We start from the raw sequence: 25,760 nt of genomic DNA on the forward strand, positions 1-25,760 counted from the left end.
ACAGCTTTACACCCCCGCATCTGATGGCTTTCTCGGCCCCAGTGCGCTGGCCGAGGCGATGGCGGCGGCTGAGCAATGGATCGACAGTCAGCTCCATTAGAGCGAAACCGATCGTCATTCCCAAACCACATGATGATGCTCGTATCAGCCCTGCAGGTTTCCGGTTATCCATGGGGGAAGCTGCCAGGCGCCAAAGCTGGCGTGTGAGATATGGGCAGCTTTTCTTTATGCACAGAAACTGACCCGATGCCGCTCCTCGACGGCCGGCCGGAGGGCAGCTTCTTCCCGCTTCGCGCAGATTATGAGCGCTCCATGGGAGTTCCATTGTTGGTGATCAATGGCCGTGGGCTTGATTGGAGAGAATATTTAAAGTACTCCCCTGCAAGTAATCGGCGTTAAGCGTCTTGAAGCAGTTAATACCCTACGCTAATAGTTATTTTTAGCATTATGTAGGAAACCCTCTATTCAGTTTTTAGTGTTGATACAAATGTAGCCAGCAAAGGATCTTTTTCAGCATTTTGCTTGTGCCTGCCGATGAAAATCCACTCGTCCTCTGTCCAAAGAATTCGTGTTGTTTTAGGTGCTTTGCAGTCAAAAACAACCTGATAGATTTTTGTTTCTCGCTGCTGGACGACGACGCATTGCTCAAGGCAAACCAACAATCGCTGCCCGGGCTCTAGTGTCGGCACATTGAGCGGGACACACATATTAATTTCTGTTTTTCGCATGATGACTTTCGTCCTTAAAATTCAGAAACCGTACGCGGTAAATCAAAAGCAAAGGCGATCCGTTGCGGTGAGGGACTCGTCTCATGTCTTTGAACATGACGTCCTATGTGCACTTCAAGGTGCAATCATTACGGTGAAGTAGTCACTTTGAACCCGTACAGGCAATTACCTTCAGGGTGTGGAGCTGATAGCTCATTGCTGATCGTGAGAGCTTTTTGGGTTCGGTTTTGTTCTCGATCTGGCCGTCAGAGCTTTATCACTTGACGCTTACCCGCAAGGTTGTGGGCTTTCAAAGACAAAACATTGGGTGGGAGCGCTCAGGCCGGCGTACCTCATAGAGTTCAGTGGTTCTGTTCATGACTAGCCTCCGAGGGTTCATATGTGCATAATATTATCATGCAGTGATAATAGAAAGGCAATCTGCTCGACCTTGCCTCAGGCAGGAGCGACGTTTTTTGCTCAACTGCCGGGAGGCAAAATCACGCATGAGAACAGAAAGATGTGAGCGCTTGGAGAGCTGCATGAAACGTGAGGACGTAAAAATCAAACACGCTGAAGGCATTCAGTTTGACACCCATTTAATTGCCAATCCGGCCAACACCCAGGAGTGGATCGCCTTCTTTAAAAAGGAAGCAGGAAGAAGCTTTTTCCTGGTCAATGACAATGAAGAAATTGAACCCTTCCGACACCTTGATGATTTGATTCATGAGCTGCGTGAAATCGGTATCAAGGTGGCTGAAATTCATTTTTGAATTCTTTTTTCTTGGAGTGTCGTCATGTCTGTCAGGGTCGAACATCTGTCTAGTCAGAGTGAAGATCTATGGTCCGTGTGTGTAGGTGCCCGGCGAATTCAGTTCCGCAATGAGCAGGGTGCAAAGGACTATGCGGCAAAGCTGAAAGAGCGTATAGAAGCTCCACATATATACCCGTATGCAGTGCCGGCAACCGGCGACAGAAACTGCAGTAAGTAATTAAATGTGTTGCCCTTGTTTTATTATAAAGATTGAAACATAACAAAAAATAACAAGATTCCCTGCTTGAGGGTGATGCAAGACTCGACGAGTTATAAGTCCCAATCAGAGGAACACCAGGAGATTTTTTAATCGGTTGGCCTGTCTTCCTGTTGCGAAGGGGCGCCAGTGATTCCTGGGCGTTTTTGCCTGGGGTCGGTGCTGATGGGTAAAGATCTACCCCTCTTGGGCATTTTGATTTCTCTTCAATCAAAGAGGGGCGGTAGGCGTGGCGCAGGATATAAAAACGCCAGCTCTGACTGAGCTGGCGATTACGTTTATCTAGTCACGCAAGTAGGCCACCAAGGCGTCAGCGAAGGACTCAGTCGTTCCGGTTCCCCCCATATCCGGTGTCACCTGATCGCAGGCGGTTTTCAAAACAACGCGGATAGCGGTACGAATGCGTGTCCCCTTGTCCACCATGCCCAGATAATCAAGCATGTCCGCGGCAGCCAACAACAATGCACAAGGGTTCGCGATGTTCTTGCCAGCGATGTCCGGTGCCGAGCCGTGGACCGCTTCGAAGATGGCCGCATCGGCGCCGATGTTAGACCCGGGCGCCAAGCCCAATCCACCCACCAGGCCTGCGCACAAGTCTGAAAGGATGTCACCAAACAAGTTGGTGGTGACAATGACATCGAATTGATGGGGATTCATTACCAGCTGCATACAGGCGTTATCGACGATCATTTCGTGGAATTCGATTTCCGGATAATCCGCAGCGACCTCACGCGCAACCTCAAGAAACAAACCGGAGCAAGACTTTATGATGTTGGCCTTGTGCACCGCGGTAACTTTCTTGCGGCCTTTGCTACGAGCCAGCTCGAACGCGTATCGCACGATGCGTTCGGAGGCTGTGCGTGTTACGCGAATACTCGCCAAAGCGACTTCGCCGTCTTCTGAAATACTCTGTCCTTCGGGTAAGTAAGCCCCCTCGGTATTTTCGCGCACTGTGATGATGTCGATATCTTCGAAGCGCGAACGGGTCCCCGGGAAACTGATCGCTGGTCGGACATTGGCGTAGAGGTCGAAATGGCGGCGAAGGTGAACGTTGATCGATGAGAACCCACGGCCAATCGGTGTCGTCAAAGGGCCTTTAAGTGCGATGCCATGTTTGGCGATCGTATCGATAGAGGCGGGTGGCATCAGCTGTCCATGTTGCTGCAACGCCTCCAGGCCGGCCTCAACGAAGTCGTAGCGAAGATTGCAGTCAAGGGCGTCGAGTACGCGTAGCGTCGCTTGCATGATCTCGGGGCCGATGCCGTCGCCCTTGATGATTGCGATTGTTCTGCTCATGGTCTCTTCCTTAACAGAGCTTTGTCAGCCTGCTGTATTGATTGGGTCATTGAGACTGGTGTCACGAGTCTGCTGATAGGCATTGACTGTCGGACGGCTTTCACCGCGCCAGTGTGCTGTGTTTCATCCTCCGCGCCGTGACTGCGCAGGTCATCGCGGATCAAATGACGGGCGTCCTGAGACGGGTGTCAGATCTCGCGCCGCACAGAACTACTCGAGGATGCTGCTGTTACGGGGCGAGCTACCGGATCAAGCGTGCTGTCACTGCTCCACCGAATATGCGCATAACATTAACATACAATGTTAATGTTTGCGGTAGGCGCGCTCAGCAAAAGTCATTGGCTCACTTTCGCATGACGCGGCGGACAAAAAGCCTGGCGTCATCAAAGGCAGGCACGATTGCCAGCGTCACCAGAACCATCGCGAGCGGTACCGTTGAGATATAACCAATGTGCTTGAACCCAAATGCCCCCATCACGCCGCCGAAGAAAAAATTCAGCGCCAGCAGTATCAGTATTTTGAGCCGGGTCCGATTGGCGAGAACTTTTGGGTGTGTTGATGTGCTGGCGGCATTCCAGTAAAAGAGTTTTCCCAACTCAATTCCGATGTCCGTGATGATGCCGGTGATGTGTGTCGTTCGGATTTCGGCTTTTGAAATTTTGGTGATCACCGCGTTTTGTAGCCCCATGATGAAGCACAGGAGCATCACGGTGACTGACACGAACAAACCATCCACGGTGGATAGTTGGGCGCCCAGAAAGCCAAAGCAGATAAGCAGAAAGGCCTCGACCAAAAGTGGCACTGCAAACTCACTGTGCATCCGTCTGCGTCGGGAGTAATTGACCATGACCGCAGAGCACGCAGCCCCAACCAGAAAAGACAACAATGCGCCGGCGCCACTAAGTACCAGGTCGTAGGCTCCCAGCACACTGTTGTCTGCCATCGAAGAGACGATGCCCGTCATGTGTGAGGTGTACTGATGCACTGCCAGGAAACCGCCAGCGTTGATTGCTCCCGCGACGAAGGCCAAGGCAAAGCCAAGATGTCGGTTTGCGGCGGTGGTACGCCTTCGCCCGGTGAGACTCCTGACATATTTGATCGGCATTTATTCACCCTTGTCTCAAACATATGAGGAGCAAAAAAGCCAACCGATTATGTATGTCTGATATCACCAGGTCCTCGCAATTTAGACGGGGCTGCTCGTTGAGTGTTGAAGCCGTTGGCTGTTGTTTCTACTGGTCGGTGAACAGGATCGCCTGCTGGAGCAGCAGACGGTGCAACGACTGGATAGTCCCAAGTGCGGCAGCTGCCAACCGTGCAATAGGTTGTGCAGCTGCGACACATCAGCATGATTGACGTCAGCTTAGAGCGGGTAGTGCGCCGGGTAATGCAGCTTCGCAACGCCGGTGTCGATAGCGGCCTTGGCCACCGCGCCGGCTATTGCACCGAGCAGGCGAGCATCGAGCGCTTTGGGTAGGATGTAATCGCGCCCAAACTCAAGCTTATCGACGTTGAACGCTTGCAGCACTTCCACCGGTGTCGGCTCTTTGGCCAATTGGCGCAGTGCTTCCACCGCCGCAATTTTCATCGCTTCGTTGATCCGGGTTGCGCGAACATCAAGCGTCCCGCGGAAAATGAACGGAAAGCCCAGAACGTTATTGACCTGGTTAGGGTAATCAGAGCGACCGGTCGCCATGATCAGGTCATCACGTGTGGCCATGGCCAGCTCGTAGCTGATTTCAGGGTCCGGGTTCGAGCAGGCAAACACGATCGGGTTAGGTGCCATCGCTGCCAATGCTTCTGCCGGGAGGAGATTGGCTCCAGACAGGCCGACAAACACGTCAGCACCGGTCATGGCTTCCATCAGCGTACGAGGGCCACCGTCGTTAACGAACTGTGCTTTGTATTGATTGAGGCCTTCCCGAGCGGAGTGGATAACACCGACACGATCGACCATGTATAGGTTGCTTTTTTGAGCGCCGAGACTAAGCAGCAGGCGCATGCAAGCAGTGGCAGCTGCACCGGCGCCGAGGCAGACAATTCTCGCATTACCCAGGGTTTTGCCCTGAATCTCAAGTGCATTGAGCATGCCGGCGGCAGTGACGATGGCCGTACCGTGTTGGTCGTCATGGAAGACTGGGATGCTGCACTGTTCGATCAGTGCTTCTTCGATTTCAAAACACTCAGGCGCTTTGATGTCTTCCAGGTTGATGCCACCAAAGGTGTCGGCAATGCGCACGACGGTCTCAATAAAGGCCTGGGAGCTCTCGGCATTGACTTCGATATCGATCGAATCGATTCCGGCGAAACGCTTGAACAGCAATGCTTTGCCTTCCATGACCGGCTTGCTGGCCAAGGGGCCTAGATTGCCGAGGCCCAGAATGGCCGTACCGTTGGTGATCACGGCCACCAGATTGCCTTTACCGGTGAAGCGGTAAACATTCTCTGGATTCTTCGCAATTTCGCGTACAGGCTCCGCTACGCCTGGGCTGTAGGCCAGTGCGAGTTGGGCGGCTGTGTCGGCAGGCTTGGTCAGCGCGATGCTGATTTTTCCTGGGGTTGGGAATTCGTGGTAATCCAGTGCAGCCTTCTTGAAGTCGGTAGTCATGCGATCACCTAATTAGATGTTGATTACAATCACATGCTAACACTATTATAATGATAGGCAACGAGGTCCTGACCCACAGACCAGGATCAAATTGCCAGTTGCGCGCTGCTGATGAAGGGGTTTATCAGCCAGCGGACCCACTCTATTGGCCCTAAGACTTCAGGGCGGGCCTGTATCTGTTGGTCAATAGAGATCCTCCTATGCTTGAACCCGTATTAGGCCATCTCGTGTGGCCATTTTTTTGCGCGCTCGAATGTCCCCAGCGTCAAGACGCTGAGGTGATGGACGTGGTTCAAATGAACGCGGTGATCAAAATAGCAGGGGGCGAAAGGGGAGCAGGCCATGACAAAGGCGCTGAGAGAGGTTTAGCCGGCCATCAACTAACAGGCAACAGTTCAGGTGTTGTGCTGAGCTGTCTTTCGATGCGGTCCATCTTCAAGGTGTTTGGTGTTCTGTTCCTGTTAGCCAAACGTCGAGCCTGTCCAATGGAAGGAAATGACCTGGGTCTGCGTTGATCAGTGGTCTTGACTGTGAGAGGCGTGGTGGGTTCGCGGGAAGGCATGGGGTGCGTCGATTCTTTCTTTGAGTGTGGCGGCATAGTCCTTTGCTCCCTGCTCAGTCCGAAATTGGCAGCGGCTACCGAAACAAACAGACCAAAGCGCTTCGCTCTGACCGGACAGATACTCGACTTTTACTGACAGGGTCAAACTCTCTAAGTGGAACAATCAGAAATGAACTTCGGCGGACTTGATACCCAGCTCTCGAAGCTCGCGGATCAGTTCATCGAGGTGTCCAAATGACTCAATTTCCTCATTGTCATTGACCAGGAAATAGCTTCTCCCTGCTTCCTTTTTGAAAAGAATGATCCACTCGTGCGTATTGGCCGGGTTGGCTATCACGTGCGTGTCGAAGTGCATGCCTTCACCGTGTTTGGTTTTGACGTCTTCGCGTTTCATTCGGGGTCTCCGGGCATATGTTTCTGCGCTCTCGACACTGTATCTACAGGGTCGCTGGTGTCGTACGAGGCTAGGCCAATTGCTTTACTATTATCACTACGTGTGAATAGTATGCACATGCCACCAGCGCGAGGCTAGTCATGATTGCCATACGAGAAGCTTGGAAAGCGGGCTTGTTAGGGCGCAAGCACTGGCTTCGAAATATCGTCTCGGGGGTCATCGTCGGTGTCGTGGCGTTACCCTTGGCCATGGCGTTTGCCATCGCCTCGGGCGTCAAGCCGGAGCAAGGAATCTACACGGCAATTGTTGGTGGCTTATTGGTTTCGCTTTTCGGCGGGAGTCGACTACAGATTGCCGGCCCTACTGGGGCGTTCATCGTCATTTTGGCCAGCGTGACAGCCAAGTACGGCGTTGATGGCTTGCAGATCGCGACAATGATGGCGGGTGCAATATTGTTACTGCTTGGCATCACCAAGCTTGGCGCACTTATCAAGTTCATTCCCGATCCCGTGATCGTTGGGTTCACCGCCGGCATCGGTGTGATCATTTGGGTCGGGCAGTGGAAAGACTTTTTGGGCTTGCCGAACATCAGTGGCGACCATTTTCATGAGCGGCTTTGGCACCTCATCCAGGCTCTGCCCGGACTCCATGTGCCCACGACCCTATTAGCCCTTTTGAGCCTGCTGTTGGTGATACTCGCGCCTAAAGTACCAGGCGTAAGGCGTGTTCCTGGTCCTCTGATTGCCATGGTCGTTGTGACGGCGTTGCATTCCTGTTTTAAGTTCGATGGCGTGGCAACGATCGGGAGTGCATTCGGGGGGATTCCTCAAGGACTGCCCAAAATTGGCCCTCCTGAAATAACGCTGCCGCAGATCATTGAATTGATTGGTCCTGCGTTCGCGATCGCGATGCTGGGGGCGATCGAGTCGCTGTTGTCTGCTGTTGTCGCCGACGGGATGGCCGGCACCAAACATGACTCCAATCAGGAGTTAATCGGACAAGGCATTGCCAACCTGGTCACTCCTCTGTTTGGTGGTTTTGCTGCGACAGGCGCGATCGCTCGAACAGCGACCAACATCCGCAACGGTGGCAACAGCCCCATTGCGGGTTTTGCGCACGCCGTCACGTTGATTTTATTGATCTTCTTCCTGGCACCTCTGGCTTCGGATATCCCGCTGTGCGCGTTGGCTGCGATCTTATTCGTGGTCGCTTACAACATGAGCGAACTGAAGCACTTCACCCGCATGGTCAAACAAGCCCCAAAAGCGGATGTTGCGATCCTTTTAATCACTTTCAGCCTGACCGTTTTCAGCGATCTGGCGATTGCAGTGAATATCGGGGTCATTCTCGCCATGCTGCAGTTTATGCGTCGGATGGCTGCATCTGTAGAGGTGCAGTTAATGGTCGAAAAAGAGCTGGAGGCAGAGTTACGCTTGAATGGGCATGTACATCTTCCACCCGGTGTTTTGGTTTACACCATTGAGGGGCCTCTCTTCTTTGGCGCAGCAGAAACCTTTGAGCGCGTTTTGGCTCAGACGCACACCGATCCCGGGACGTTGATTATTCGTCTGAAACGGGTGCCGTTCATGGATATCACGGGCTTACAAACGCTGCTCGAAGTTATTGAGCAGTTGCGTAAACGCAGCATCGTCGTGAAGTTGTGTGAAGCCAACGAAAAAGTCCTTGGCAAGCTCGATAAGGCAGGGGTTCTTCAGGCACTCGGCTCACAGCATTATCATGCTGACTTCAGTGGTGCACTGGGCAGCTACGCCGAGATCGACAAGCCCCAGGGCTAGAGATGAGGTGCAAGAGAGTACAAGGAGCGATGAGCAGGCATTCGTCGTGCCCGCTCATGCGCAGATGAATCACTTACCATTGGCCGCAGTTTTGCTTTTGGTGGCGTAGGACACGCCATGCGTCTCCAGATAGTCCCGAATAAGCTGACGAACGACCTGAGAGGGCGTCAGATCCTGAGATGCGCACAGTTCTTCAAGTGCTTTTTTCTTGACGGGATCAATGAGCACAGTTAGTCGTGCAGTCTTATTTTCCATGGAATTGCCAGTACCTTAAAACGGTCGATGTTAATCAAATTGTAATGGTCGGGGATTTATTTGTCACCGATTAGGTTCGTTACAGTTAACTGGATTGACCGTGATCAGAAAATGGCGACGGTACGTCTACCAGAAACGGGTAAAAGAAGGGATAGATGGCCTCGCCCGAATCAATTGCCGCTCTAGCCACTGCTCCAGCTACCCCCGAATGCAGGCGCCCATCCAACGGCTTGGGAATAATGTAATCCCTCCCCAGCACCGCTGCAGGCGAGTACTGCGTGGGTCCATACGAGATGAGTGCGCACCCACGTTCAGCAGCAGCCTCACACACTCGGTCGCCGCACGCTCGTTGCGGCTGATTACCTGTAAAGCGGTAAACGTCGTCCGGATTTTTGGCTATCGCCAAGCAGGGCTGCGCGACCCCTGGGCTGTACGCCATTGCCAGGTCACCTACCGTTTCGACCCGCACCCTTGATTCGACAGTGGTTTTTCCAAGTGGATAACCCTGGTGACGATACGCGGCTGTGTTTTTTGCCCTGTATTCATTGCACGCCTCAATTGTACTTTTATTATCATATTATGATAATGTAATTAGACCTTGATGTGTGTCTTTGAGGGCGCTTCATTTCAAGAACTTCTCCCATTTGCAGTACAGGCTGGTTCCGTAGATGAAGGCTTACCACGCTGGTTGGGTGATTTATTACTGTGAGTTGTCAGGCGTTGCAGCCTTCGCAGTGACAGGCACCCTGATGGCAGGGCGAAAATCGTTGGACTGGTTCGGTGTAATCACCATCAGTTTAGTCACCGCTTTAGGCGGCGGTGCCTTGCGTGACGTACTGATAGCACATTATCCGATCGAGTGGGTTTCCAATGAGAATGGCTTTTTGGTAGGGGTTAGTGCTTCGCTAGGAACCATGATTTGGGCGAGGACCTTGAAAACCTTCAACGAGAGGGTGTTGTTGGTAGCCGATGCATTTGGATTGGCTGTATTTACGGTCAGAGGAACAGATATGGCTCTTCAGCAAAACCTCCCTCCCAGCATCGCAGTGATCATGGGTGTAGCTACCGCAGTCGCTGGGGGTGTGATGCGTGATGTGTTGTGTAACGAAATACCGTTGGTGTTTAAGCGTGAGGTTTATGCATCCATCAGTATTTTGGGTGCCGTCGCCTACATCACGCTGTTGGATTTGCAGATTTCTCTTGAAGTGGCGTCTGCAATCGCCATTGCGTTCGTTTTTGTCAGCCGTATTGCCGCCATTCGTTGGAAATGGATGCTACCCAGGTTCCATGTAGTCGATTGATCTTGTTGCCTGGCCGACAAAGCTACGCTCTATAAGAAAACATGAGTGATGCTTAGTCATCTCTGCCCCCCCATCCTTGAGGCTGCACCTGCAGCCTTTTTTTTCCTTCGCCATTAGATGATTACGCGTCAAGGGAAGGGCTGAAAAGCTGCCGGCACGTTTACTCGACATTATCTGGTAGGCCCCAGATCACCGCCTTCGAATTCGAGTGCGCACGCCGTCATATACAAGCGCCACGTGCGGTAGGTGGCCTTGCTGACGAACCCCAGCAGCTGATCTTGATTCGCCAAATTACGGGTGTTGGTGTGCTGGCAGGTATGGCAGCAACCGCTCAGTTTCATTTTTCACGACGGCATAGCACTCGCAGCTCAGTTGCTCGAGTTGCGCTCGGTCTATGACTTTGACGTGACCGCGGCTGTACTCGATTACCCCCTGTCTTTGTAGTTTGCCGGCGGCCTCGTTCACACTTTCGCGGCGCACACCAAGCATGTTGGCAATAATTTCCTGGGTCACGGACAAGTCGTTGCCCGGTAAACGGTCGAGGTATAACAGAAGCCAACGACACAACTGCTGATCGATCGAGTGATGGCGGTTGCAAACGGCGGTCTGCGCCATTTGGGTAATAAGTGCCTGGGTGTAACGCAACATCAGCAGGAGCATGTCGCCATGCCGATTGAACTCATCCTTCAGCCGGCGCCGGGGTAGCCGGTATGCATGCCCAGCACTTTGGACAATCGCACTACTCGGTGTGCTTTCACCGCCCATAAACACGGCGACGCCGATCATGCCTTCGTTACCCACTACCGATATCTCTGCCGTGGCCCCGCTCCCCATCACGCAAAGCAATGAGACGATGGCATCAGTTGGGAAGTACACGTGGCGCAAGGTGTCACCTGACTCGTACAACACATTACCTAGCGGCAATGTGACGAGTTCAAGATGGCGCAGGAGACGGCTCTGAACTTGCGCCGGCAATGCGGCAAGCAAATGATTCTGTTTTGGATTGGGGGCTTTCAAGAAGTATGAAAAAGGAGATGGGGTGCTAGGGGTCGAGTGTTCGAATCATTCCGTCCCGACCATATAATTCAAAAGGGCCGCGAGATTTATCTCGCGGCCCTTTTTATTTGCCTGCATTTTTATCCCTCACAAGACAGCCTGCTTTGAATGGGCTTTCGGATGTGGAATTACTAAGGTGCGCTGGGTTTTTTTAGCTATTGCGCCCGTTGTTGGCTTGGCGGCTCAGGTGTTCGCTCGGCGAAAATACGGCGCGCGCCTGCGCAAAATCGTCCCACTCAGCGGTTCGTCAGCATCCCGCTAGGCCAAAGCGTCGCGCTTGGCGAAGATGCTTGCCATTTGCGCCGCGTTCTCGGTTCCCCAGGTGCACAGCGGGATGATCGCATCAGCCAGACTACGACCGAGCGGGGTCAGCGTGTAGTCCACGCGCGGGGGCACTTCCTTGTAGTCGGTCCGTGCAAGCACCTGATCGGCTTCCAGATCCTTCAACTGCTGGATCAGCACCTTGTCGCTGACGCCAGGGATCAAACGCTTGAGCTCGCCATAGCGTTTCGGGCCGCCGCGCAGGAAAAACAAGACCAGCGGTTTCCACTTGCCCGAGATGATGCGCAGCGTGGCGTTGAGCCCGCAGCCGGTGTCGCAGATTTCAGATGTCGTCGTCATTTTTTGATACTTACCAAAAGGTGCATACTTGTCCTTAGGTTATCAGCGCTGCATCCTCGTCTCAAGCAAGCAATTTCCTGCTTGGGTACAACTCCAACGAAGGATGCACGTCATGACCAGACTGAATGGAAAGACCGCCGTGATCACCGGCGGTGCTACCGGTATCGGCCTCGCCGCAGCGAAGCGCTTCATCGAGGAAGGCGCCTTCGTCTTCATCTTCGGCCGCCGCCAGGAAGCGCTCGACGCCGCCGTGGCCGAGCTCGGGCCCAATGCCCGTGCGGTGAAGGGCTCGGTCTCCGATCAGGCCGACCTCGACCGACTCTACGCGGCGGTGAAGGTCGAGCGCGGAACCCTCGACATCGTCTTCGCCAATGCCGGGGCGGGAAGCCCACTTGCACTCGGCAAGATCACCGCCGAGCACATTGACGAAACCTTCGAGACCAACGTGAAGGGCTTGATCTTCACGGTCCAGAAGGCGCTGCCTCTGATGGGGCAGGGCGGTTCGATCATCCTGACCGGATCGAGCGCCGGCACCACGGGCGCCCCGGCATTCAGCGTCTACAGCGCAAGCAAGGCGGCAGTGCGCAATCTCGCGCGGACCTGGGCGGAGGACCTGAAGGGCACCGGCATCCGGGTCAACGTGCTGTCGCCCGGGCCGACGGCGACCGAACTCGCGAAGGCAGCGCTAGGCGAAGAAGGCATGAAGGTCTTCGCTTCGATGAATCCGCTCCAGCGCATGGCCGATCCGGCGGAGATCGGAGCGGCAGCCGCGTTTCTAGCGTCGCAGGACAGCAGCTTCATGACCGCCAGTGAAGTCGCCGTCGACGGCGGTCTGGCGCAAATCTGATTCGCTACGCCCGAGCGGTCACTCCATTTCATATTCGGAGCCCGCAAGGCGTGGCAAACCAAAGGAGATTTTTATGAGCTACGCAATTATCGGCTTCGGCAAACTCGGCCAGGCGCTTGCCAAGGCGTTTGCCCGCAAAGGCATTGAAGTATCCGTTGCAACCACGCGCGACCCGGAAAGTTTTGCCGCCGATGCGGCCGCGATCGGACCCTCGATCATCCCCAAAAAACTGGTGGAAGCGCTCACGGCGGACATCATCTTTTTGGCTGTCCGTTTTGAGTCGCACCGGGAAGTCGCGAAGGCGCTGCCAACCTGGAAGGGCAAGACCCTCATCGATGTGACCAATGCCTACGGCGTGCCCCCTGAGGAACTGGGAGGGCAGCCTTCTTCCAAGGTCGTCGCGCAGGCCTTCACGGGTGCAAGACTGGTTAAGGGCTTCAACCATTTGGTCGCTGGCGTTCTTGATCAGGACCCGGCCGTACAGGGTGGCAGGAGAGTCGTGTTCCTGGCGAGCGACGACGACGCCGCCGCAGCGGAGATTGGTACGCTGGCGGAAAATCTCGGTTTCTCGCCGATCAAACTGGGCGGGCTTTCGGAAGGTGGACTGCTTGTGCAGGCGCGCGGAAACAGCTGGGGTCAGCTGATCTTTAAGGACTTGGTCAAGTTCGACTGATGGATCGTAATCGCAAATTTTGATGCGATCTCCCTCGTGGAAAAGGGCGGCTTCAGGTCCTCGCTGATAGGCAGGCGGCGTTTGCCGCCTTGTTCATCCCCCGCTCTCAGGAAAGATGCACCCGCCATTGCGGACCAGCGCCTTTACTTCCTCGCTCACCTGCATCGGGTTTTGACTTAATCGAGCCACAAACTCCTCACGGCGCCGCACGTACGACTTCGAATCATGCTTCGCGCTCCAGAGCACAATGTTGATCACAATGGGAATGAGGTCCAGACCCTTCTCGGTCAACGTGTAAAAGTCCTTGCGCCTGTCGTCGGGGCTTGGCGCCTTCGAGAGAACGCCTTGCTTCTCAAGAAAGGCAAGTCGCGAAGCAAGCACATTGGTCGCGATTCCCTCTTCCGATTTCAGGAAATCGCCATACGTCTTCTTTCCCACAAAAACGATGTCGCGAATGATCAAGAGCGACCAGCGGTCGCCGAAAATCTCCACGCCGTAGTTCACCGCGCAATGGGACCGAAAGTCTTCTTTAAGAGTTGTCTTCATGGCTGGATCTTAGCATCGCTTGCATGTCGCAAGTAAAACTCAGTAGATCGCTTGCTTTTTGCAAGTGAAGCGCCCAGCATGGATCTCACGTTGGATGAGTTCGCCGGATCGCACCAGCAGCCTTGGAATGATCTACCCCATACCTGCAAGGAAACCGCGCATGAGCACTATCAGCATTATCGGCTCAGGTGACATGGCCGCAGCGATCGGCGGCCTTGCTGCCAAAGCCGGACACACCGTCGAGGTGATGAGTCGTGACGCCGCCAAGGCGCGGGCGCTGGCCGAGCAGATCGGAGCCGACGCCACGACAGGAACGTTCGGCGCCGCGCCGGCTGGGGATATTGTCATCCTGGCGGTTCCCTACGCCGCCGTTCTCGACGTGGTGAAGCAATACGGGGAAGCACTGGCCGGCAAGCTTCTTGTCGACATTACCAACCCCGTCGCCCCCGACTTCACAAGCTTTGTGACCCCTGAGGACAGTTTCGGCGCACAGGAGATCGCCAACGCCGCCCCTACCGACGCGGAAGTCGTCAAGGCGTTCAACACCCACTTTTCCCACGTCCTGGCCGCCGGTCCTGTCGAGGGTCACCCGCTGGACGTGTTCATCGCCGGGGACGGCGCGCAAGCGAAGGTACGCGTCTCGGCGTTCATCAAAAGCCTTGGACTGCGCCCGATGGACACTGGGCCGCTGCTTATGGCTCGAACGCTGGAGCACGTCTGCCTGTTGTCGCTGGGCCTCATGACCCACTCGGTCAAAAGCACCCATTTCGCGATCGGCGTCAGCCTTCCCGGCTTAGCGCACGCGCACCAGCACGTCTCGTATCACTCTGCTCAGAAGGGCCAATAACATGCTCGTTTTCGTCACTGGTGGCACCGGCCACGTCGGTTCGTACGTCATCCCCGACCTCATCGCAGCCGGGCACGAGGTCGTCGCTCTGGCAAGGTCAGACGCGTCCGCGTCAGCGGCGTCCGCGCTCGGCGCCAAGGTGCGTCGTGGAGATCTTGCCGACCTCGAAGGGCTCAAGGCGGCGGCGGTCGAGTCCGACGGCGTCATCCACCTCGGATACAGGGCCGAACTGCTTCCGTCCGGCGGGATCGCCGCCTTAGTCGAATCGGAACTCGCGACCGTCCTCGCGTTCGGCGAGGCGCTGGCGGGCACGGATAAGCCACTGGTCGTTGCAGGCAGTATCGGCACGCCCATGAACGTGGGCAGGGCGGCGCCTATCGGCGCACCGGTCAGTCTGGGCCGCCCGGCGACCGAGGATGATCCCGCTCTACCTGGCGGCCCGATCAATTCAGGCACTCTGTTGGCACGCAATATCGTGGAAACCGCTGTCGTGGGCCTCGCCGAGCGAGGTGTTAGATCGTCGGTCGTGCGGATTCCCACTCTCTTACACAGTTCGACCGGTCGCCTGCAGCTGATCATGCTCGCGAAAACAAAGGGTTTCGCCGGCTATCCGGGAGACGGCAAGAACCGGTGGCCCGCCGTGCACGTCCGCGATCTTGCCTCTCTGTTCCGCCTGGCGCTCGAGAAGGGGGCCGCAGGCAAAACCTGGCACGCGATCGGCGACGAGGGAATCCCGTTCCGCGAGATCGCCGAAGCTATAGCCACTCGCCTCGCAATACCCGCCGTGAGTATCCCCGCGGACGAACTGATGCTGCCGGGCTACTTTGGTTTCCTGGCGGCAGTGGCCACGCTGGACCTCCCCGCGTCGAACGCCATCACCCGCCAGGCGCTTGGCTGGAACCCCGTTCAGCCCGGTCTGATCGAGGACTTGGACAACGGTCATTACTTCCCTGCCGGCTGACAAGCTGACGGCAGGGAGCCGGTAGCAACGCCCCCGGCCATCATACCCAAAGTTATGAGTAAACAGCCTATGAACATTACAAAATCCGCCACCTTCGCACTCGGCGCCAGCCTTCTCGGCTAAGCGCACTCGCAGAACTTCTCGCATCACATCACTTACAAGGAGCACCAACATGCACGTATTCGTCACTGGCGGGACCGGCCATTCCGGTCCGTACATCATCTCCGACCTCATCGCCGCCGGCCACGAGGTCACCGCTTTGGCCCGGTCGGACAGTGCGGCGGAGGCAGTCACTGCGCTCGGCGCAAAGGTGCGTCGCGGTGATCTCGATGATCTCGACGGGCTCAAGGAGGCGGCTGCGGCCGCCGACGGCGTGATCCACGTCGCGCACAGACAAGACCTGCTTCCGGTCGGTGGGATCGACGCTGTTGCCGCAGCGGAGGTCCAGATCATGCTCGCATACGGTGATGCTCTGGCTGGAACGGGAAAGCCGCTGGTCGTGTCGGGAAGCATCGGTTCGCCGACTAACGAGGGTTGGCCGGTTCCTGGGCCGCTCCAGAGCCGACCGGCGACCGAGGAGGATCCGGCTCTTTCTCCGGCTGGCGATCAATATAAGGGCTCCCTGCGGGCTCGTAACATAGTGGAGCTTACCGTAATCGGACTCGCAGAGCGGGGCGTGCGGTCTTCGGTCGTGCGCATTTCTGAAATCATGCACAGCTCAACCGACAAGGCCGGTTTCCTTCAGGTCCTAATCGGGCAAGCAAAGGAAAAGGGCGTCGTTGGCTTCCCCGGCGACGGCTCCAACCGGTGGGCGGCAGTGCATGCCCGCGACCTCGCTACCCTGTTCCGCCTGGCGCTGGAGAAGGGGCCCGCTGGCAGATGCTGGCATGCGGTTGCCGAAGGGTCTATCCCGTACCGCGAGATCGCGGAGGCCATTGGCAGCCGTCTGAACCTTCCCGCCGTGCCCATTCCCGTGGACGTAATGATGGGGCCGGGTTTCTTCGGCTTCCTCGCGAACTTGGTGACGCTAGATACCCCGGCGTCGAACGATATCACGCGCCAGACGCTCGGCTGGACACCAATGCAGCCCGGCCTGTTTGCCGATATGGACAATGGCCACTACTTCCCTGCCTCCTGAGTGAGCTGAGGCTGTTCGCCGGGTCGCAACGAGCCCGGCGAACAGCAACGTCGCGCTGCCGTGGTCCGTTCGACCCGAGCATGCATAAGGGAGGCGGATGCGGCCCGGCACACACGGGATACTAACCGGGGGAAGCCTGTTCAGAGACTGCGGGCAATACCCCAACTCATTTGGAGATTACACATGAGCACTATCAGCATCATCGGTTCAGGCGGCATGGCCGCGGCGATCGCCGGTCGTACCGCCAAAGCTGGACACACCGTTGAGGTGATCAGCCGCGACCCCTCCAAGGCGCAAGGGCTGGCCGACAAACTCGCAGCCGGAGCGACCACAGGGACGTACGGGGCAGCGCCGGCCGGCGACATCGTCATCCTCGCCATTCCTTACGCCAGTGCGGCGTCGGTGGTGGCCGAGTACGGGGACGCGCTCGACGGCAAGGTGATCATCGACATCACCAACACGGCCTCCCCGGACCTCACGGGCCTCGTCTCTCCCGCCGGAAGTTCTGGTGCCCAGGAGATCGCCAAGATCGCCCCCGCCGGCGCGCATGTCGTGAAGGCGTTCAACACCCTCTTCGGCCACGTCCTTGCCAAGGGTGGGCGCCTCGACGCGTTCATCGCCGCCGACGATCCGGACGCCAAGGCGCGCGTCTCGACGTTCATCGAAAGTCTCGGGCTGCGTCCATTGGATGTCGGTGGCCTGCACATGGCCCAGACGCTCGAGGCCCTCGGCCTGATGATGATCGGCCTGGCTAAAAACGGCGCCGGCACCTGGGACATCGCCATGAATGTCGATATCGGCTGAATCACCGACACCACGTCCTCACCAGCAGGCCCACAACGTGTCCGATTAGATCGGACACGTTCCTAGGTAAAGGAAATGGAGAGATTTCGATGAGCACACAAGAGAATGTCCAGACTGTGAATAATTTTTTTGCAGCCATGGTCCGCGGCGATAAGCCAGGTCTGCTGGCGTTGTCTGCCGAAGATATCGAGTGGATCATTCCGGGCGAGGACTGGCCGCTGGCCGGCACGCACCGCGGGCACCAGGGATTGGCGGATTTGCTTCAGAAGGCTTCCGAAATGGAAACTTCATTCCAGGAGCCCCCCGAATTTATAGCGCAGGGAGACCGGGTTCTGATGGTCGGGTTCGCCAAGGGGAAAGTTAAGGCCACGAACAGGACGTTCGAGGACCATTTTGTCTTCGCTATGACTGTTCGGAATGGCGAAGTGACAAACATCCGCGAATATATCGACACGCAAGCACTGGCACGGTCCTCCGAGATGGCGTGAGCTGTTGGCGCTGATTGAAAACTGACCCACCGGGGGTGCGGCAAAAAACTTGGACTGGTTATGCCGCGAGCCCCAGGCTCTCACGTTACTCAACAGGACTGAGAGCGCACGGCGCGATCTGCTTGCTCCTGTTGGAGCACATGTTCAAGCAGCCATTTCGAAGATGCCGTTGAAGCTTCTCCCTGGGCCGCCAGCTCTTCCCAAGCCTGCGCCATGCCATGCAGGCGCAGTTCTTTAAGTTCTGCCATCAAGTCACGCATTGCGGCTCTCCTCATCTGTTGTACGGAGTTGGTCATATCGGGCCGTGTTGGCAACGGGAGCCACCTTGAGTTGCAGGCTGGTTTCTACGGTAAGAGGCGGTGAAGTAGCGGTGAGCCGGGCGAGAACATTTAAGATGTGATCGGCGCTCAGACTTCCCGACTCCAGCTCTACCGCTACCAGCACCTGCGTCATGACTCGATCACCGTTGCTGTGACGTCTGAGGCCCCGTTTGAGAAGCCGCAACGGATTGGGCAGATCGTCAAACGGTGCGCCATTGCGCAGTGCACCCGACTTGCGCTCGATGAGTGGGATGTAATGCTGCCAGTTGGAGCTGGAGATCACCGAGTCGCTTCTGTTGCATAACGCTGAACAGGCGATCGACACGTTGCACCGGCTCAAGGCGTTGGGGGGCGCATTGCTCTTGATGATTTCGGCACCGGTTTTTCCAGCCTCAGCTACCTCAAGCGGTTGCCCATCGACAAGATCAAGATTGACCGCTCGTTCATCCAGGAAATCACCACCGACCATCACGATGCAGCGATCACCCAAGGCATTATTTCCATGGCCCATCACCTCAGCCTGACGGTGGTCGCCGAAGGCGTGGAAACTGCGTCTCAGGTGGATTTCCTGAAGGGCAGTCGTTGCGATATTTTTCAGGGGTATTACTTTGCCAAACCGATGCCCTATGCAGAAATCGAAGCTTTCCTGAGCCATCCCGCGTCCCATCCCTGACCGGCAATGCTGTCTGGTCCCAGTCCTGAAAATCAGACGCTAAGGCAAATTTTCAGACTCCAGCGCAGAACTCCCTCTCCCCAGGCAAGGCGCTCCCTGCGCCTTTCTCACACACTCGGCTCTAACGCTATCGCGCTGCATAACAACAAGAGCCGCGAAAAAAATGACTAGTTTCCAACCTGCTACCGAAAGCCAGACCGGCCACATCGGCGCCCGTCAGACCCGTGTCGAGGACGCCGCGTTGTTGCGCGGCCTCGGCTGCTATGCCGATGACGCTGCGATCCCTCCGGGTACGCTACATGCGGCGATCATCCGTTCACCCCACGCTCATGCGCGGATCACCTCGGTGGACTTTTCCAGTGCGCTGCTGATGAAAGGCGTGCACGGCGTGCTGGTCGGCGAAGACGTCAAACGCTGGGCGCTGCCGTTTCCGGTGGGTGTGCGTCAGCCGATGGAGCACTGGTGCGTCGCCGTCGACAAGGTGCGTTATGTCGGAGAGCCGGTGGCCGTGGTGATCGCTGAGAGCCGCTACCTGGCCGAGGACGCCATCGAAGGTGTGCGCGTTGAATACGAGCCGCTGCCCCCGATCATCGATCCTGAACTGGCCACCGCCGAACAGGCGCCGATCCTGCACGAAGCTGTCGGCAGCAACGTGGTCAACGAACGGCGCTTTCGTTATGGCGAACCGGAGCAGGCCTTTGAACAGGCGCCGCACAAGGTCTCGCTCAAAGTGAAGTTTCCGCGCAGTTCCTGCACACCCATCGAATGCTATGTGGTGCTGGCTCAGTACGAGCGTGCGACCGGCATTTATGACGTGCTGGCCAACTTCCAGGGACCCTACGCGTTGCACACGGTCATGGCCCGGGCGCTGAATGTGCCCGGCAACCGCTTGCGTTTGCGCACGCCGAAAGATTCCGGCGGCAGCTTTGGCATCAAGCAGGGCGTGTTCCCTTACGTGGTGATGATGGGCCTGGCGTCACGCAAGGTCGGCGCACCGGTGAAATGGGTCGAGGACCGTCTGGAACATCTTCAGGGGGCTTCTTCGGCGACCAATCGGGTGACCGAAATTGAAGCGGCAGTAGAAGCCGATGGCCGTATCACCGCTTTGCGTTATGACCAGATCGACGACTGTGGTGCCTACCTGAGAGCGCCCGAACCGGCGACGTTCTACCGCATGCACGGCAACCTGACGGGGGCCTATGCAATCCGCAATTTGCAAGTGCGCAACCGGGTGGTGCTGACCAACAAAACCCCTTCAGGCCTGAACCGTGGTTTTGGTGGCCCGCAGGTGTATTTTGCCCTGGAGCGGCTGCTGCAACACATCGCCGTGCAGTTGAAGCTTGATCCGTTGGACGTGATCCGCCGCAACCTGGTGCCGGCCGATGCCTTCCCTTATCGCGCGGCCGCCGGTGCGTTGCTCGACTCCGGCAATTACCAGGCAGGCATTGCCTTGGCGGCGGCTGATGGCGGTCTCGACGAGTTGCTCAAGCGTCGTGATCAGGCGCGTGCCGAAGGCCGAATCTATGGCATCGGTTATGCCGCCGTCATCGAACCGTCGATTTCCAACATGGGTTACATCACCACCGCGATGACACCCGAAGAGCGACGCAAGGCCGGTCCGAAAAACGGCGCTGTCGCAACCGCAACCATCAACGTCGGCCCGTTGGGTGACGTCAGTGTGCACGTGTCCTCTGCACCGCAAGGGCAGGGCCATCAAACCACGGTCGCTCAGGTCGTCGCCGAAGTGCTCGGGGTTGCGCTGGAGTCCATCGTGGTCAACGTCGAACTGGATACCCAGAAGGACGCTTGGTCGATTGCCTCGGGCAACTATTCCAGCCGTTTTGCCGGTGCTGTGGCTGGTGCCGTCTACAAGGCAGCGCTGAAGATCCGTGATCGCCTCGCCGCGATTGCCGCCGAGCAATTGCAGGCCAGTCCCGAGGATATTCGTTTCGCGGGCGGCAAGATTTTTGTGGTCAATGGCGGGGCGGTGGCGCCATTCCATCGGATTGCCGGTGCGACCCACTGGTCGCCGGGCCTGCTGCCGGAAGGTGAAAGCGGCGGTCTGCGCGAAACCGCGTTCTGGAGCCCGCCGCAATTGGTGGCACCGGACGACCAGGATCAGGTCAATAGCTCGCTGTGCTACGGCTTTGTCTTCGACATCTGTGGTCTGGAAATCGACCGCATGACCGGCGAGATCCACATCGATCGCTACGTCACCTGCCATGACGCCGGCCGCCTGCTCAACCCGGCGTTGGTCGATGGCCAGATTCGTGGTGGCTTCACCCAAGGCCTCGGCGCGGCGCTGATGGAAGAATTCGCCTACGGCGAGGACGGCAGCTTCCTCTCCGGGACCTTCGCCGATTATCTGGTGCCGACCGCACCGGAAGTGATCGAACCGGTGATCCTGCACATGGAAACGCCATCGCCATTCACCCCGCTGGGCGCCAAGGGCGTGGGCGAGGGCAACAATATGAGCACGCCGGTGTGCATCGCCAACGCGGTGGCCGATGCCCTCGATCGCTCCGACATCCGTCTGCCACTGACGCCATCGAAAGTACGCACGTTAATCGGGATCGACGAGCCGCCACGGCCCGCCGGTATGGAGCCCGATGAAAACCTGGACGCAGCACCTGCTGGAGGACCGGCACTGCGGGCCAACGACTCGGTGGTGATTCCTGCTTCGCCGCAACAGGTCTTCGATACCTTGCTCGACCCGCAGACGCTGGCGGCGATCATTCCCGGTTGTCACGACCTCGTGCTTGAAGGCGAAAACCGTTACCGCGCAGACGTCACCGTCGGCGTCGGCATGATCCGTGCGCGCTTCGAGGCCAAGGTTGCCCTGAGTGATCTCGACCCTCCGCATTCATTGCGTCTGTCCGGTTCCGGCAGCAGCTCGATGGGTTCGGCCCAGGGTCAGGCCAAGGTGCGTTTCGTCGAACTGGAAAATGGCCACACACGTCTGGAATACCAATACCAGGTAGCGGTCAGCGGCAAAGTCGCCGCGGTCGGCGGCCGAATGTTGCAAGGGGCCTCGAAAGTGATCATCGGACAAATATTTACTCGCCTGTCGCAACGGGTCAGCGGCCAAGCCATCTCCACAGGCTGGTGGGCGCGATTGCGTGCCTCGCTTGGCGCGCTGTTTGGCAAGGGAGGTGCTCAATGAAACCGGCTGCTTTCGATTACGTTCGGGCTGACACCCGTCGTCAGGTGGTTGAGTTGCTCGCCGAGTACGGCCAGGAAGCTCGCATCATCGCCGGTGGCCAATCGCTGATGGCGGTGCTGAACATGCGTCTGGCTCAACCCAAGTTGCTGATCGATATCAATCATGTGGCTGAGCTGGCCTATATCGAACTTCGCAAGGATTGCCTGGCGGTAGGTGCCGGGGTACGACAGGCGCAGTTGCTGGCGCGTTCGACCCTGATGGACGAGGTGCCTTTATTGGCACTGGCGATGCCCTGGATCGGTCACTTCCAGACGCGTAATCGCGGCACAGTCTGCGGTTCGGTGGCTCACGCCGACCCCAGCGCCGAGTTGCCGCTGTGCCTGGTGACGCTGGGCGGCGAGATCGTTCTCGAGTCGAAAAAAGGCAAGCGCATCGTCAAGGCTGCCGACTTCTTCCAAGGCATTCTCACCACCGACAAGCGTGCGGATGAACTGGTCGTCGAGGTGCGTTTTCCGCTCAAGCGCGAAGGCATCACCTATCGCTTCCGTGAAATCGCCATGCGCCACGGCGACTTTGCAATTGTCTCCCTGGCCGCGGCCATCGGCACGGACCAGGTCGAACTTGGCATCGGCGGGGTCGCCGACCGTCCGCAACGTCGCAGCCTGCCTCGTGGTGCGGCGCTGCCAGACGCGCTCAATCAAACCGCCTGGTCGCTCGATGCACAAGACGACGTGCAGGCCAGCGCTGCCTATCGCCGCCAACTGATTCGCGAGCTGGGTCATCAGCTGATCGAAGGAGTCTGAACATGCGTGTAACTGCCGACCAAACCTTTGCAATTCGCCTGGAACTCAATGGCCGCTCCCGCGAAGCGCTGGCCGAACCGCGGACCCAACTCTGCGACTTCCTGCGCCACGACCTCGGAGCCACCGGTGTCCATGTCGGTTGCGAACACGGTGTCTGCGGTGCCTGCACGGTGCTGGTGGACGGGGTTGCCATGCGTTCCTGCCTGATGCTCGCGGTACAGGGGCACGAGCGGCGTATCGAGACCGTCGAGTCCCTGGCCGACGACGACACTCTGAGCGACCTGCAACAAGCCTTTCGCCGTCATCACGCCTTGCAGTGCGGCTTTTGCACTGCGGGCATTCTCATGTCCTGCGTGGATTTCCTCGAACGGGTACCCAACCCGGACGAGACCCAGGTACGCGACATGCTTTCGGGGCATCTATGTCGCTGCACGGGCTACACCGGCATCGTCCAGGCCGTGCTCGAAGTCGCTGCCCAGCGCCAAACGAACAAAGGGGTATAACAATAATGTTCGATCTCGGACGCAGCTTCCTCGCTGCCGTTGAACGCCGACCGCACGCCGTGGCAGTCAGTGACGGTGCGTTGAAGAAAACCTATGAAGACTGGTTCGTCGATATCCAGAGCGCCGCTTGGGGCTTGCAATGCCTGGGGCTGCAACGCGGCGATCGACTGCTGGTAGCGATGCAAAACCGCTGGCAGATGGCGACCCTGCATTGGGCCTGTCAGTTTGCGGGCATCGTCATGACCCCGTTGAACTGGCGTTCGACTGCCGAGGAGTTGGGCTACTGCATCGAAGATGCGCAAATCCGTGCAGTGGCTTACGACGACGCGACCGTGACCGCCGTGGCCGGTTGCAGCGCCGCCACAAGGTTGCCACGGATCGCCGCGGGACTCCGTACCGCCAACACCGACCTGAGTTTCGAGGAACTGTGTTCGCAGACCCCCTCCGGCATCATTTTGCAGGCCGACGCCGAAGATTTTTCACTGCTGCTGTACACCTCCGGCACCACCAGCAAGCCCAAGGGCGTGCCCCGTCGCCACCGTAGCGAACGCGCCGCGGCGGTTGCCCACGTAGCGCAAAACCTCTACCGCCAGAGCGAGTGCACGCTGGGTGTCATGCCGCTTTACCACACCATGGGCGTGCGTTCGTTGTTGTCCATGGCGCTGATCGACGGACATTTCGTCTGTGTGCCGAAGTTCGACGTGGAAGCCACGCTGCAGGCCATCGAGCGGGAAAAGGTCAGCAACCTGTACCTGGTGCCGACGCTCTACCACATGCTCATCGAACACCCGGCCTTTGCTCGCGAGCGAGTTGCCAGTGTGGAGAAAATCGGTTTTGCCGGTGCGCCGATGAGCGACGGTTTGATGCGTCGCGTCGAGCAGGCATTCCAGCCGCAATTGTTCGTCAATCATTACGGCAGCTCGGAGATTTACACCTTCACCATCGACCAGCAAGCCAACCGCAAACCCGGTTCGTCAGGGCGCAGCGCAATGAACCAGCGAGTGCGTGTGGTGCCGATCGATGCCGAAACTGTGGACGTGCAGGTCAACCCATTGGAGGAGGGCCAGATCATCGCCGACCTGGCGAGTGACGAGGCGTTCGAAGGCTACCTGAACCGCCCCGAAGCAACCGCCAAGGCGTTGCGTGACGGATGGTATTTCACCGGTGACATCGGCTACTTCGATCTGGAAGGCGATCTGTTCGTCACGGGGCGTGTCGATGACTTGATCATCACCGGCGGCGAAAACGTCAGCCCGGCAGAAATCGAAAACATGCTCTCTCTGCACCCGGCAGTGGAAGAAGTGGTGGTGGTCGGTCTGCCCGACGAGCAGTGGGGCAAGATCATTGCAGCGTTTATCAAGTTGCGCGCCGAGGTGTCGGAATGCGACCTCGATGCCCATTGCATCGCTTCGGGCCTGGCCAAATTCAAGCGGCCACGGCGTTACCAGTTCATCGATCAGATTCCCAAATCTCCAGTTGGCAAGGTGCTGCGGCGCGTGCTGCTGGCCCAATTTCAGGAACAGGCCTTGAAGGCCATCAGCTAATCATCCAGAGGACACTCCCATGCAACAACAAGCGATCCAGCAATTTCTCGACACTCAGTTCGATGGCTTCCAGGTTGAAGTCGATGTGTCCCGCGAGCGCGCTGACATCATCCTCTACCGGGCGCCGTTGAACGTCATTTCCATGGGCCAGCGCGATCAACTACGCCTGGTCTTCGAAGCCCTCGATGCACACAAAGACGTGCGCGTCATCGTGCTGCGCTCGGTGGGTGAACACTTCTCCAGCGGCGGCGACATCAAGGGCTTCCTTGAAGCTTCGCCGGAGCACGTTTCGAAGCTGGCCTGGAACGTTGCGGCACCGGCGCGTTGCGAAAAACCGGTGATCGTTGCCAACCGTGGTTACACCTTCGGCGTCGGTTTCGAGCTGTCCCTGGCCTGCGATTTCCGCGTTGCTTCGCAAACCACTCGCTACGCCTTGCCTGAGCAGAACCTGGGTCAGATCCCGGGCTCGGGTGGCTCCGCACGCCTGCAGAAAATCATCGGCATCACCCGCACCAAGCACATGGTGATGCGCGCCAAACGCATCACGGGCGACCAGGCCTATGCCTGGGGTATCGCTACCGAAGTCGTGCCGGATACCGAACTGGAAAGCACCGTCGATGCATTGGTCGATGAACTGCGGCGCTTCTCGCCGCTGGCTCAGCGCACGGCAAAAAAACTGATCAACGACAACGAAGATGCGTCGCTGACCGTCGCTATCGAAATGGAGGGTCACTGCTACAGCCGTCTGCGCAGCTCCAAGGACTTCAAGGAAGGCGTCGAAGCGTTTCACAGCAAGCGTACGGCAGTGTTCACCGGCGAGTAA

Annotated in this window: 25 protein-coding genes and 3 pseudogenes; 17 read left to right on the forward strand and 11 right to left on the reverse strand. The window is 57.5% G+C overall.

All coding sequences use genetic code 11. The features are described 5' to 3' along the window. Positions 1-461: 461 nt before the first annotated feature. Complete coding sequence (locus AC3IUE_RS11795) at positions 462-728, reverse strand: hypothetical protein (RefSeq protein WP_076030514.1); 267 nt, start codon at positions 726-728, stop codon at positions 462-464. A gap of 521 nt (positions 729-1,249) precedes the next feature. On the opposite strand from AC3IUE_RS11795, the gene AC3IUE_RS11800 reads away from it, so the two are divergent. Beyond that, positions 1,250-1,480 (forward strand): hypothetical protein, encoded by a 231-nt coding sequence (locus AC3IUE_RS11800; RefSeq protein WP_045060682.1) that lies wholly within the window; start codon positions 1,250-1,252, stop codon positions 1,478-1,480. Between the two features lie 540 nt (positions 1,481-2,020). On the opposite strand, the gene AC3IUE_RS11805 is transcribed toward AC3IUE_RS11800, so the two are convergent. The 3 genes from AC3IUE_RS11805 to AC3IUE_RS11815 form a co-directional block, all read right to left on the reverse strand. Then, entirely contained in the window at positions 2,021-3,034 is a 1,014-nt protein-coding gene (locus AC3IUE_RS11805) for an isocitrate dehydrogenase (protein WP_046047633.1), read from the reverse strand. 343 nt (positions 3,035-3,377) lie between these two features. Next, positions 3,378-4,139 (reverse strand): YoaK family protein, encoded by a 762-nt coding sequence (locus AC3IUE_RS11810; RefSeq protein WP_134101586.1) that lies wholly within the window; start codon positions 4,137-4,139, stop codon positions 3,378-3,380. A gap of 258 nt (positions 4,140-4,397) precedes the next feature. Further along, on the reverse strand, positions 4,398-5,642 hold the full coding sequence (locus AC3IUE_RS11815) for a malic enzyme-like NAD(P)-binding protein (RefSeq protein WP_489267553.1): 1,245 nt from the start codon (positions 5,640-5,642) through the stop codon (positions 4,398-4,400). A 200-nt stretch (positions 5,643-5,842) separates the two neighbouring features. Between AC3IUE_RS11815 and AC3IUE_RS11820 the strand changes: the two genes are divergently transcribed. Then, positions 5,843-6,157: a hypothetical protein gene (locus AC3IUE_RS11820; RefSeq protein ID WP_489267555.1), complete on the forward strand. Its 315-nt coding sequence runs from the start codon at positions 5,843-5,845 to the stop codon at positions 6,155-6,157. A 210-nt stretch (positions 6,158-6,367) separates the two neighbouring features. Here AC3IUE_RS11820 and AC3IUE_RS11825 read toward each other — a convergent pair whose 3' ends face one another. Next, positions 6,368-6,598, reverse strand: a complete 231-nt coding sequence (locus AC3IUE_RS11825) for a hypothetical protein (RefSeq protein WP_046047630.1) — start codon at positions 6,596-6,598, stop codon at positions 6,368-6,370. A 140-nt stretch (positions 6,599-6,738) separates the two neighbouring features. Between AC3IUE_RS11825 and AC3IUE_RS11830 the strand changes: the two genes are divergently transcribed. After that, complete coding sequence (locus AC3IUE_RS11830; protein WP_489267557.1) at positions 6,739-8,394, forward strand: SulP family inorganic anion transporter; 1,656 nt, start codon at positions 6,739-6,741, stop codon at positions 8,392-8,394. Positions 8,395-8,463: 69 nt separating this feature from the next. On the opposite strand, the gene AC3IUE_RS11835 is transcribed toward AC3IUE_RS11830, so the two are convergent. Beyond that, entirely contained in the window at positions 8,464-8,649 is a 186-nt protein-coding gene (locus AC3IUE_RS11835; protein WP_045060687.1) for a ribbon-helix-helix protein, CopG family, read from the reverse strand. A 668-nt stretch (positions 8,650-9,317) separates the two neighbouring features. Between AC3IUE_RS11835 and AC3IUE_RS11840 the strand changes: the two genes are divergently transcribed. After that, the gene (locus AC3IUE_RS11840) at positions 9,318-9,950 is read left to right on the forward strand and encodes a trimeric intracellular cation channel family protein (RefSeq protein ID WP_489267559.1); all 633 of its coding nucleotides are present in this window, start codon (positions 9,318-9,320) and stop codon (positions 9,948-9,950) included. Positions 9,951-10,241: 291 nt separating this feature from the next. Here AC3IUE_RS11840 and AC3IUE_RS11845 read toward each other — a convergent pair whose 3' ends face one another. Together AC3IUE_RS11845 and AC3IUE_RS11850 are read right to left on the reverse strand one after the other, a co-directional pair. Then, positions 10,242-10,967, reverse strand: a complete 726-nt coding sequence (locus AC3IUE_RS11845) for a Crp/Fnr family transcriptional regulator (RefSeq protein ID WP_046047627.1) — start codon at positions 10,965-10,967, stop codon at positions 10,242-10,244. A 297-nt stretch (positions 10,968-11,264) separates the two neighbouring features. Further along, entirely contained in the window at positions 11,265-11,627 is a 363-nt protein-coding gene (locus tag AC3IUE_RS11850; protein WP_210639524.1) for a winged helix-turn-helix transcriptional regulator, read from the reverse strand. A gap of 112 nt (positions 11,628-11,739) precedes the next feature. Between AC3IUE_RS11850 and AC3IUE_RS11855 the strand changes: the two genes are divergently transcribed. Continuing rightward, positions 11,740-12,474, forward strand: coding sequence for an SDR family NAD(P)-dependent oxidoreductase (locus tag AC3IUE_RS11855; protein ID WP_489267562.1), 735 nt, complete (start codon positions 11,740-11,742; stop codon positions 12,472-12,474). A 73-nt stretch (positions 12,475-12,547) separates the two neighbouring features. Then, positions 12,548-13,147, forward strand: a complete 600-nt coding sequence (locus AC3IUE_RS11860) for an NADPH-dependent F420 reductase (RefSeq protein WP_477754386.1) — start codon at positions 12,548-12,550, stop codon at positions 13,145-13,147. 93 nt (positions 13,148-13,240) lie between these two features. Here AC3IUE_RS11860 and AC3IUE_RS11865 read toward each other — a convergent pair whose 3' ends face one another. Beyond that, positions 13,241-13,693, reverse strand: a complete 453-nt coding sequence (locus tag AC3IUE_RS11865) for a winged helix-turn-helix transcriptional regulator (protein ID WP_056744510.1) — start codon at positions 13,691-13,693, stop codon at positions 13,241-13,243. A 160-nt stretch (positions 13,694-13,853) separates the two neighbouring features. On the opposite strand from AC3IUE_RS11865, the gene AC3IUE_RS11870 reads away from it, so the two are divergent. From AC3IUE_RS11870 to AC3IUE_RS11890, 5 genes are all read left to right on the forward strand, one after another. After that, complete coding sequence (locus AC3IUE_RS11870; RefSeq protein ID WP_489267565.1) at positions 13,854-14,540, forward strand: NADPH-dependent F420 reductase; 687 nt, start codon at positions 13,854-13,856, stop codon at positions 14,538-14,540. Between the two features lies 1 nt (position 14,541). Further along, positions 14,542-15,501: an SDR family oxidoreductase gene (locus AC3IUE_RS11875; RefSeq protein WP_489267567.1), complete on the forward strand. Its 960-nt coding sequence runs from the start codon at positions 14,542-14,544 to the stop codon at positions 15,499-15,501. Between the two features lie 172 nt (positions 15,502-15,673). Further along, a complete protein-coding gene (locus tag AC3IUE_RS11880; protein ID WP_489267569.1) occupies positions 15,674-16,639 on the forward strand; it encodes an SDR family oxidoreductase in 966 nt (321 codons plus the stop codon). 183 nt (positions 16,640-16,822) lie between these two features. Continuing rightward, complete coding sequence (locus AC3IUE_RS11885) at positions 16,823-17,443, forward strand: NADPH-dependent F420 reductase (RefSeq protein WP_489267571.1); 621 nt, start codon at positions 16,823-16,825, stop codon at positions 17,441-17,443. A gap of 89 nt (positions 17,444-17,532) precedes the next feature. Beyond that, complete coding sequence (locus AC3IUE_RS11890) at positions 17,533-17,931, forward strand: nuclear transport factor 2 family protein (protein ID WP_489267573.1); 399 nt, start codon at positions 17,533-17,535, stop codon at positions 17,929-17,931. Positions 17,932-18,032: 101 nt separating this feature from the next. On the opposite strand, the pseudogene AC3IUE_RS11895 reads toward AC3IUE_RS11890, so the two are convergent. After that, a pseudogene (locus AC3IUE_RS11895) lies at positions 18,033-18,191 on the reverse strand (ATP-binding protein); the annotation flags it as partial. Continuing rightward, positions 18,184-18,525, reverse strand: a pseudogene (locus tag AC3IUE_RS11900) (IS21 family transposase); the annotation flags it as partial. The pseudogenes AC3IUE_RS11900 and AC3IUE_RS11895, both read right to left, overlap by 8 nt. On the opposite strand from AC3IUE_RS11900, the pseudogene AC3IUE_RS11905 reads away from it, so the two are divergent. The 6 genes and pseudogenes from AC3IUE_RS11905 to AC3IUE_RS11930 form a co-directional block, all read left to right on the forward strand. Next, positions 18,515-18,924 (forward strand): annotated as a pseudogene (locus AC3IUE_RS11905) (EAL domain-containing protein); the annotation flags it as partial. The pseudogenes AC3IUE_RS11900 and AC3IUE_RS11905 overlap by 11 nt on opposite strands. 163 nt (positions 18,925-19,087) lie before the next feature. After that, entirely contained in the window at positions 19,088-22,087 is a 3,000-nt protein-coding gene (locus AC3IUE_RS11910; RefSeq protein ID WP_489267575.1) for a xanthine dehydrogenase family protein molybdopterin-binding subunit, read from the forward strand. Beyond that, a complete protein-coding gene (locus AC3IUE_RS11915; protein ID WP_201180117.1) occupies positions 22,084-22,890 on the forward strand; it encodes an FAD binding domain-containing protein in 807 nt (268 codons plus the stop codon). Before AC3IUE_RS11910 ends, AC3IUE_RS11915 begins: the two co-directional genes overlap by 4 nt. Before the next feature lie 2 nt (positions 22,891-22,892). After that, entirely contained in the window at positions 22,893-23,393 is a 501-nt protein-coding gene (locus AC3IUE_RS11920; RefSeq protein ID WP_076385042.1) for a (2Fe-2S)-binding protein, read from the forward strand. 5 nt (positions 23,394-23,398) lie between these two features. Beyond that, positions 23,399-24,937 carry an AMP-binding protein gene (locus tag AC3IUE_RS11925; protein WP_489267578.1) on the forward strand — a complete coding sequence of 513 codons (1,539 nt, stop codon included), beginning with the start codon at positions 23,399-23,401 and terminating at the stop codon, positions 24,935-24,937. A 19-nt stretch (positions 24,938-24,956) separates the two neighbouring features. After that, positions 24,957-25,760: an enoyl-CoA hydratase/isomerase family protein gene (locus AC3IUE_RS11930; RefSeq protein ID WP_489267581.1), complete on the forward strand. Its 804-nt coding sequence runs from the start codon at positions 24,957-24,959 to the stop codon at positions 25,758-25,760.

The organism is Pseudomonas sp. GL_093, from assembly GCF_057837605.1.

What these genes read in the sequence shown, in the direction of transcription:
- AC3IUE_RS11885 (WP_489267571.1), top strand. Translation starts at nt 16,823, where the DNA reads ATGAGCACTATCAGCATCATCGGTTCAGGCGGCATGGCCGCGGCGATC.
- AC3IUE_RS11910 (WP_489267575.1), top strand. Translation starts at nt 19,088, where the DNA reads ATGACTAGTTTCCAACCTGCTACCGAAAGCCAGACCGGCCACATCGGC.
- AC3IUE_RS11855 (WP_489267562.1), top strand. Translation starts at nt 11,740, where the DNA reads ATGACCAGACTGAATGGAAAGACCGCCGTGATCACCGGCGGTGCTACC.
- AC3IUE_RS11840 (WP_489267559.1), top strand. Translation starts at nt 9,318, where the DNA reads ATGAAGGCTTACCACGCTGGTTGGGTGATTTATTACTGTGAGTTGTCA.
- AC3IUE_RS11795 (WP_076030514.1), bottom strand. Translation starts at nt 728, where the DNA reads ATGCGAAAAACAGAAATTAATATGTGTGTCCCGCTCAATGTGCCGACA.
- AC3IUE_RS11825 (WP_046047630.1), bottom strand. Translation starts at nt 6,598, where the DNA reads ATGAAACGCGAAGACGTCAAAACCAAACACGGTGAAGGCATGCACTTC.
- AC3IUE_RS11920 (WP_076385042.1), top strand. Translation starts at nt 22,893, where the DNA reads ATGCGTGTAACTGCCGACCAAACCTTTGCAATTCGCCTGGAACTCAAT.
- AC3IUE_RS11810 (WP_134101586.1), bottom strand. Translation starts at nt 4,139, where the DNA reads ATGCCGATCAAATATGTCAGGAGTCTCACCGGGCGAAGGCGTACCACC.
- AC3IUE_RS11835 (WP_045060687.1), bottom strand. Translation starts at nt 8,649, where the DNA reads ATGGAAAATAAGACTGCACGACTAACTGTGCTCATTGATCCCGTCAAG.
- AC3IUE_RS11925 (WP_489267578.1), top strand. Translation starts at nt 23,399, where the DNA reads ATGTTCGATCTCGGACGCAGCTTCCTCGCTGCCGTTGAACGCCGACCG.
- AC3IUE_RS11930 (WP_489267581.1), top strand. Translation starts at nt 24,957, where the DNA reads ATGCAACAACAAGCGATCCAGCAATTTCTCGACACTCAGTTCGATGGC.
- AC3IUE_RS11850 (WP_210639524.1), bottom strand. Translation starts at nt 11,627, where the DNA reads ATGACGACGACATCTGAAATCTGCGACACCGGCTGCGGGCTCAACGCC.
- AC3IUE_RS11890 (WP_489267573.1), top strand. Translation starts at nt 17,533, where the DNA reads ATGAGCACACAAGAGAATGTCCAGACTGTGAATAATTTTTTTGCAGCC.
- AC3IUE_RS11805 (WP_046047633.1), bottom strand. Translation starts at nt 3,034, where the DNA reads ATGAGCAGAACAATCGCAATCATCAAGGGCGACGGCATCGGCCCCGAG.
- AC3IUE_RS11860 (WP_477754386.1), top strand. Translation starts at nt 12,548, where the DNA reads ATGAGCTACGCAATTATCGGCTTCGGCAAACTCGGCCAGGCGCTTGCC.
- AC3IUE_RS11800 (WP_045060682.1), top strand. Translation starts at nt 1,250, where the DNA reads ATGAAACGTGAGGACGTAAAAATCAAACACGCTGAAGGCATTCAGTTT.
- AC3IUE_RS11815 (WP_489267553.1), bottom strand. Translation starts at nt 5,642, where the DNA reads ATGACTACCGACTTCAAGAAGGCTGCACTGGATTACCACGAATTCCCA.
- AC3IUE_RS11870 (WP_489267565.1), top strand. Translation starts at nt 13,854, where the DNA reads ATGAGCACTATCAGCATTATCGGCTCAGGTGACATGGCCGCAGCGATC.
- AC3IUE_RS11880 (WP_489267569.1), top strand. Translation starts at nt 15,674, where the DNA reads ATGCACGTATTCGTCACTGGCGGGACCGGCCATTCCGGTCCGTACATC.
- AC3IUE_RS11865 (WP_056744510.1), bottom strand. Translation starts at nt 13,693, where the DNA reads ATGAAGACAACTCTTAAAGAAGACTTTCGGTCCCATTGCGCGGTGAAC.
- AC3IUE_RS11875 (WP_489267567.1), top strand. Translation starts at nt 14,542, where the DNA reads ATGCTCGTTTTCGTCACTGGTGGCACCGGCCACGTCGGTTCGTACGTC.
- AC3IUE_RS11820 (WP_489267555.1), top strand. Translation starts at nt 5,843, where the DNA reads ATGCTTGAACCCGTATTAGGCCATCTCGTGTGGCCATTTTTTTGCGCG.
- AC3IUE_RS11830 (WP_489267557.1), top strand. Translation starts at nt 6,739, where the DNA reads ATGATTGCCATACGAGAAGCTTGGAAAGCGGGCTTGTTAGGGCGCAAG.
- AC3IUE_RS11915 (WP_201180117.1), top strand. Translation starts at nt 22,084, where the DNA reads ATGAAACCGGCTGCTTTCGATTACGTTCGGGCTGACACCCGTCGTCAG.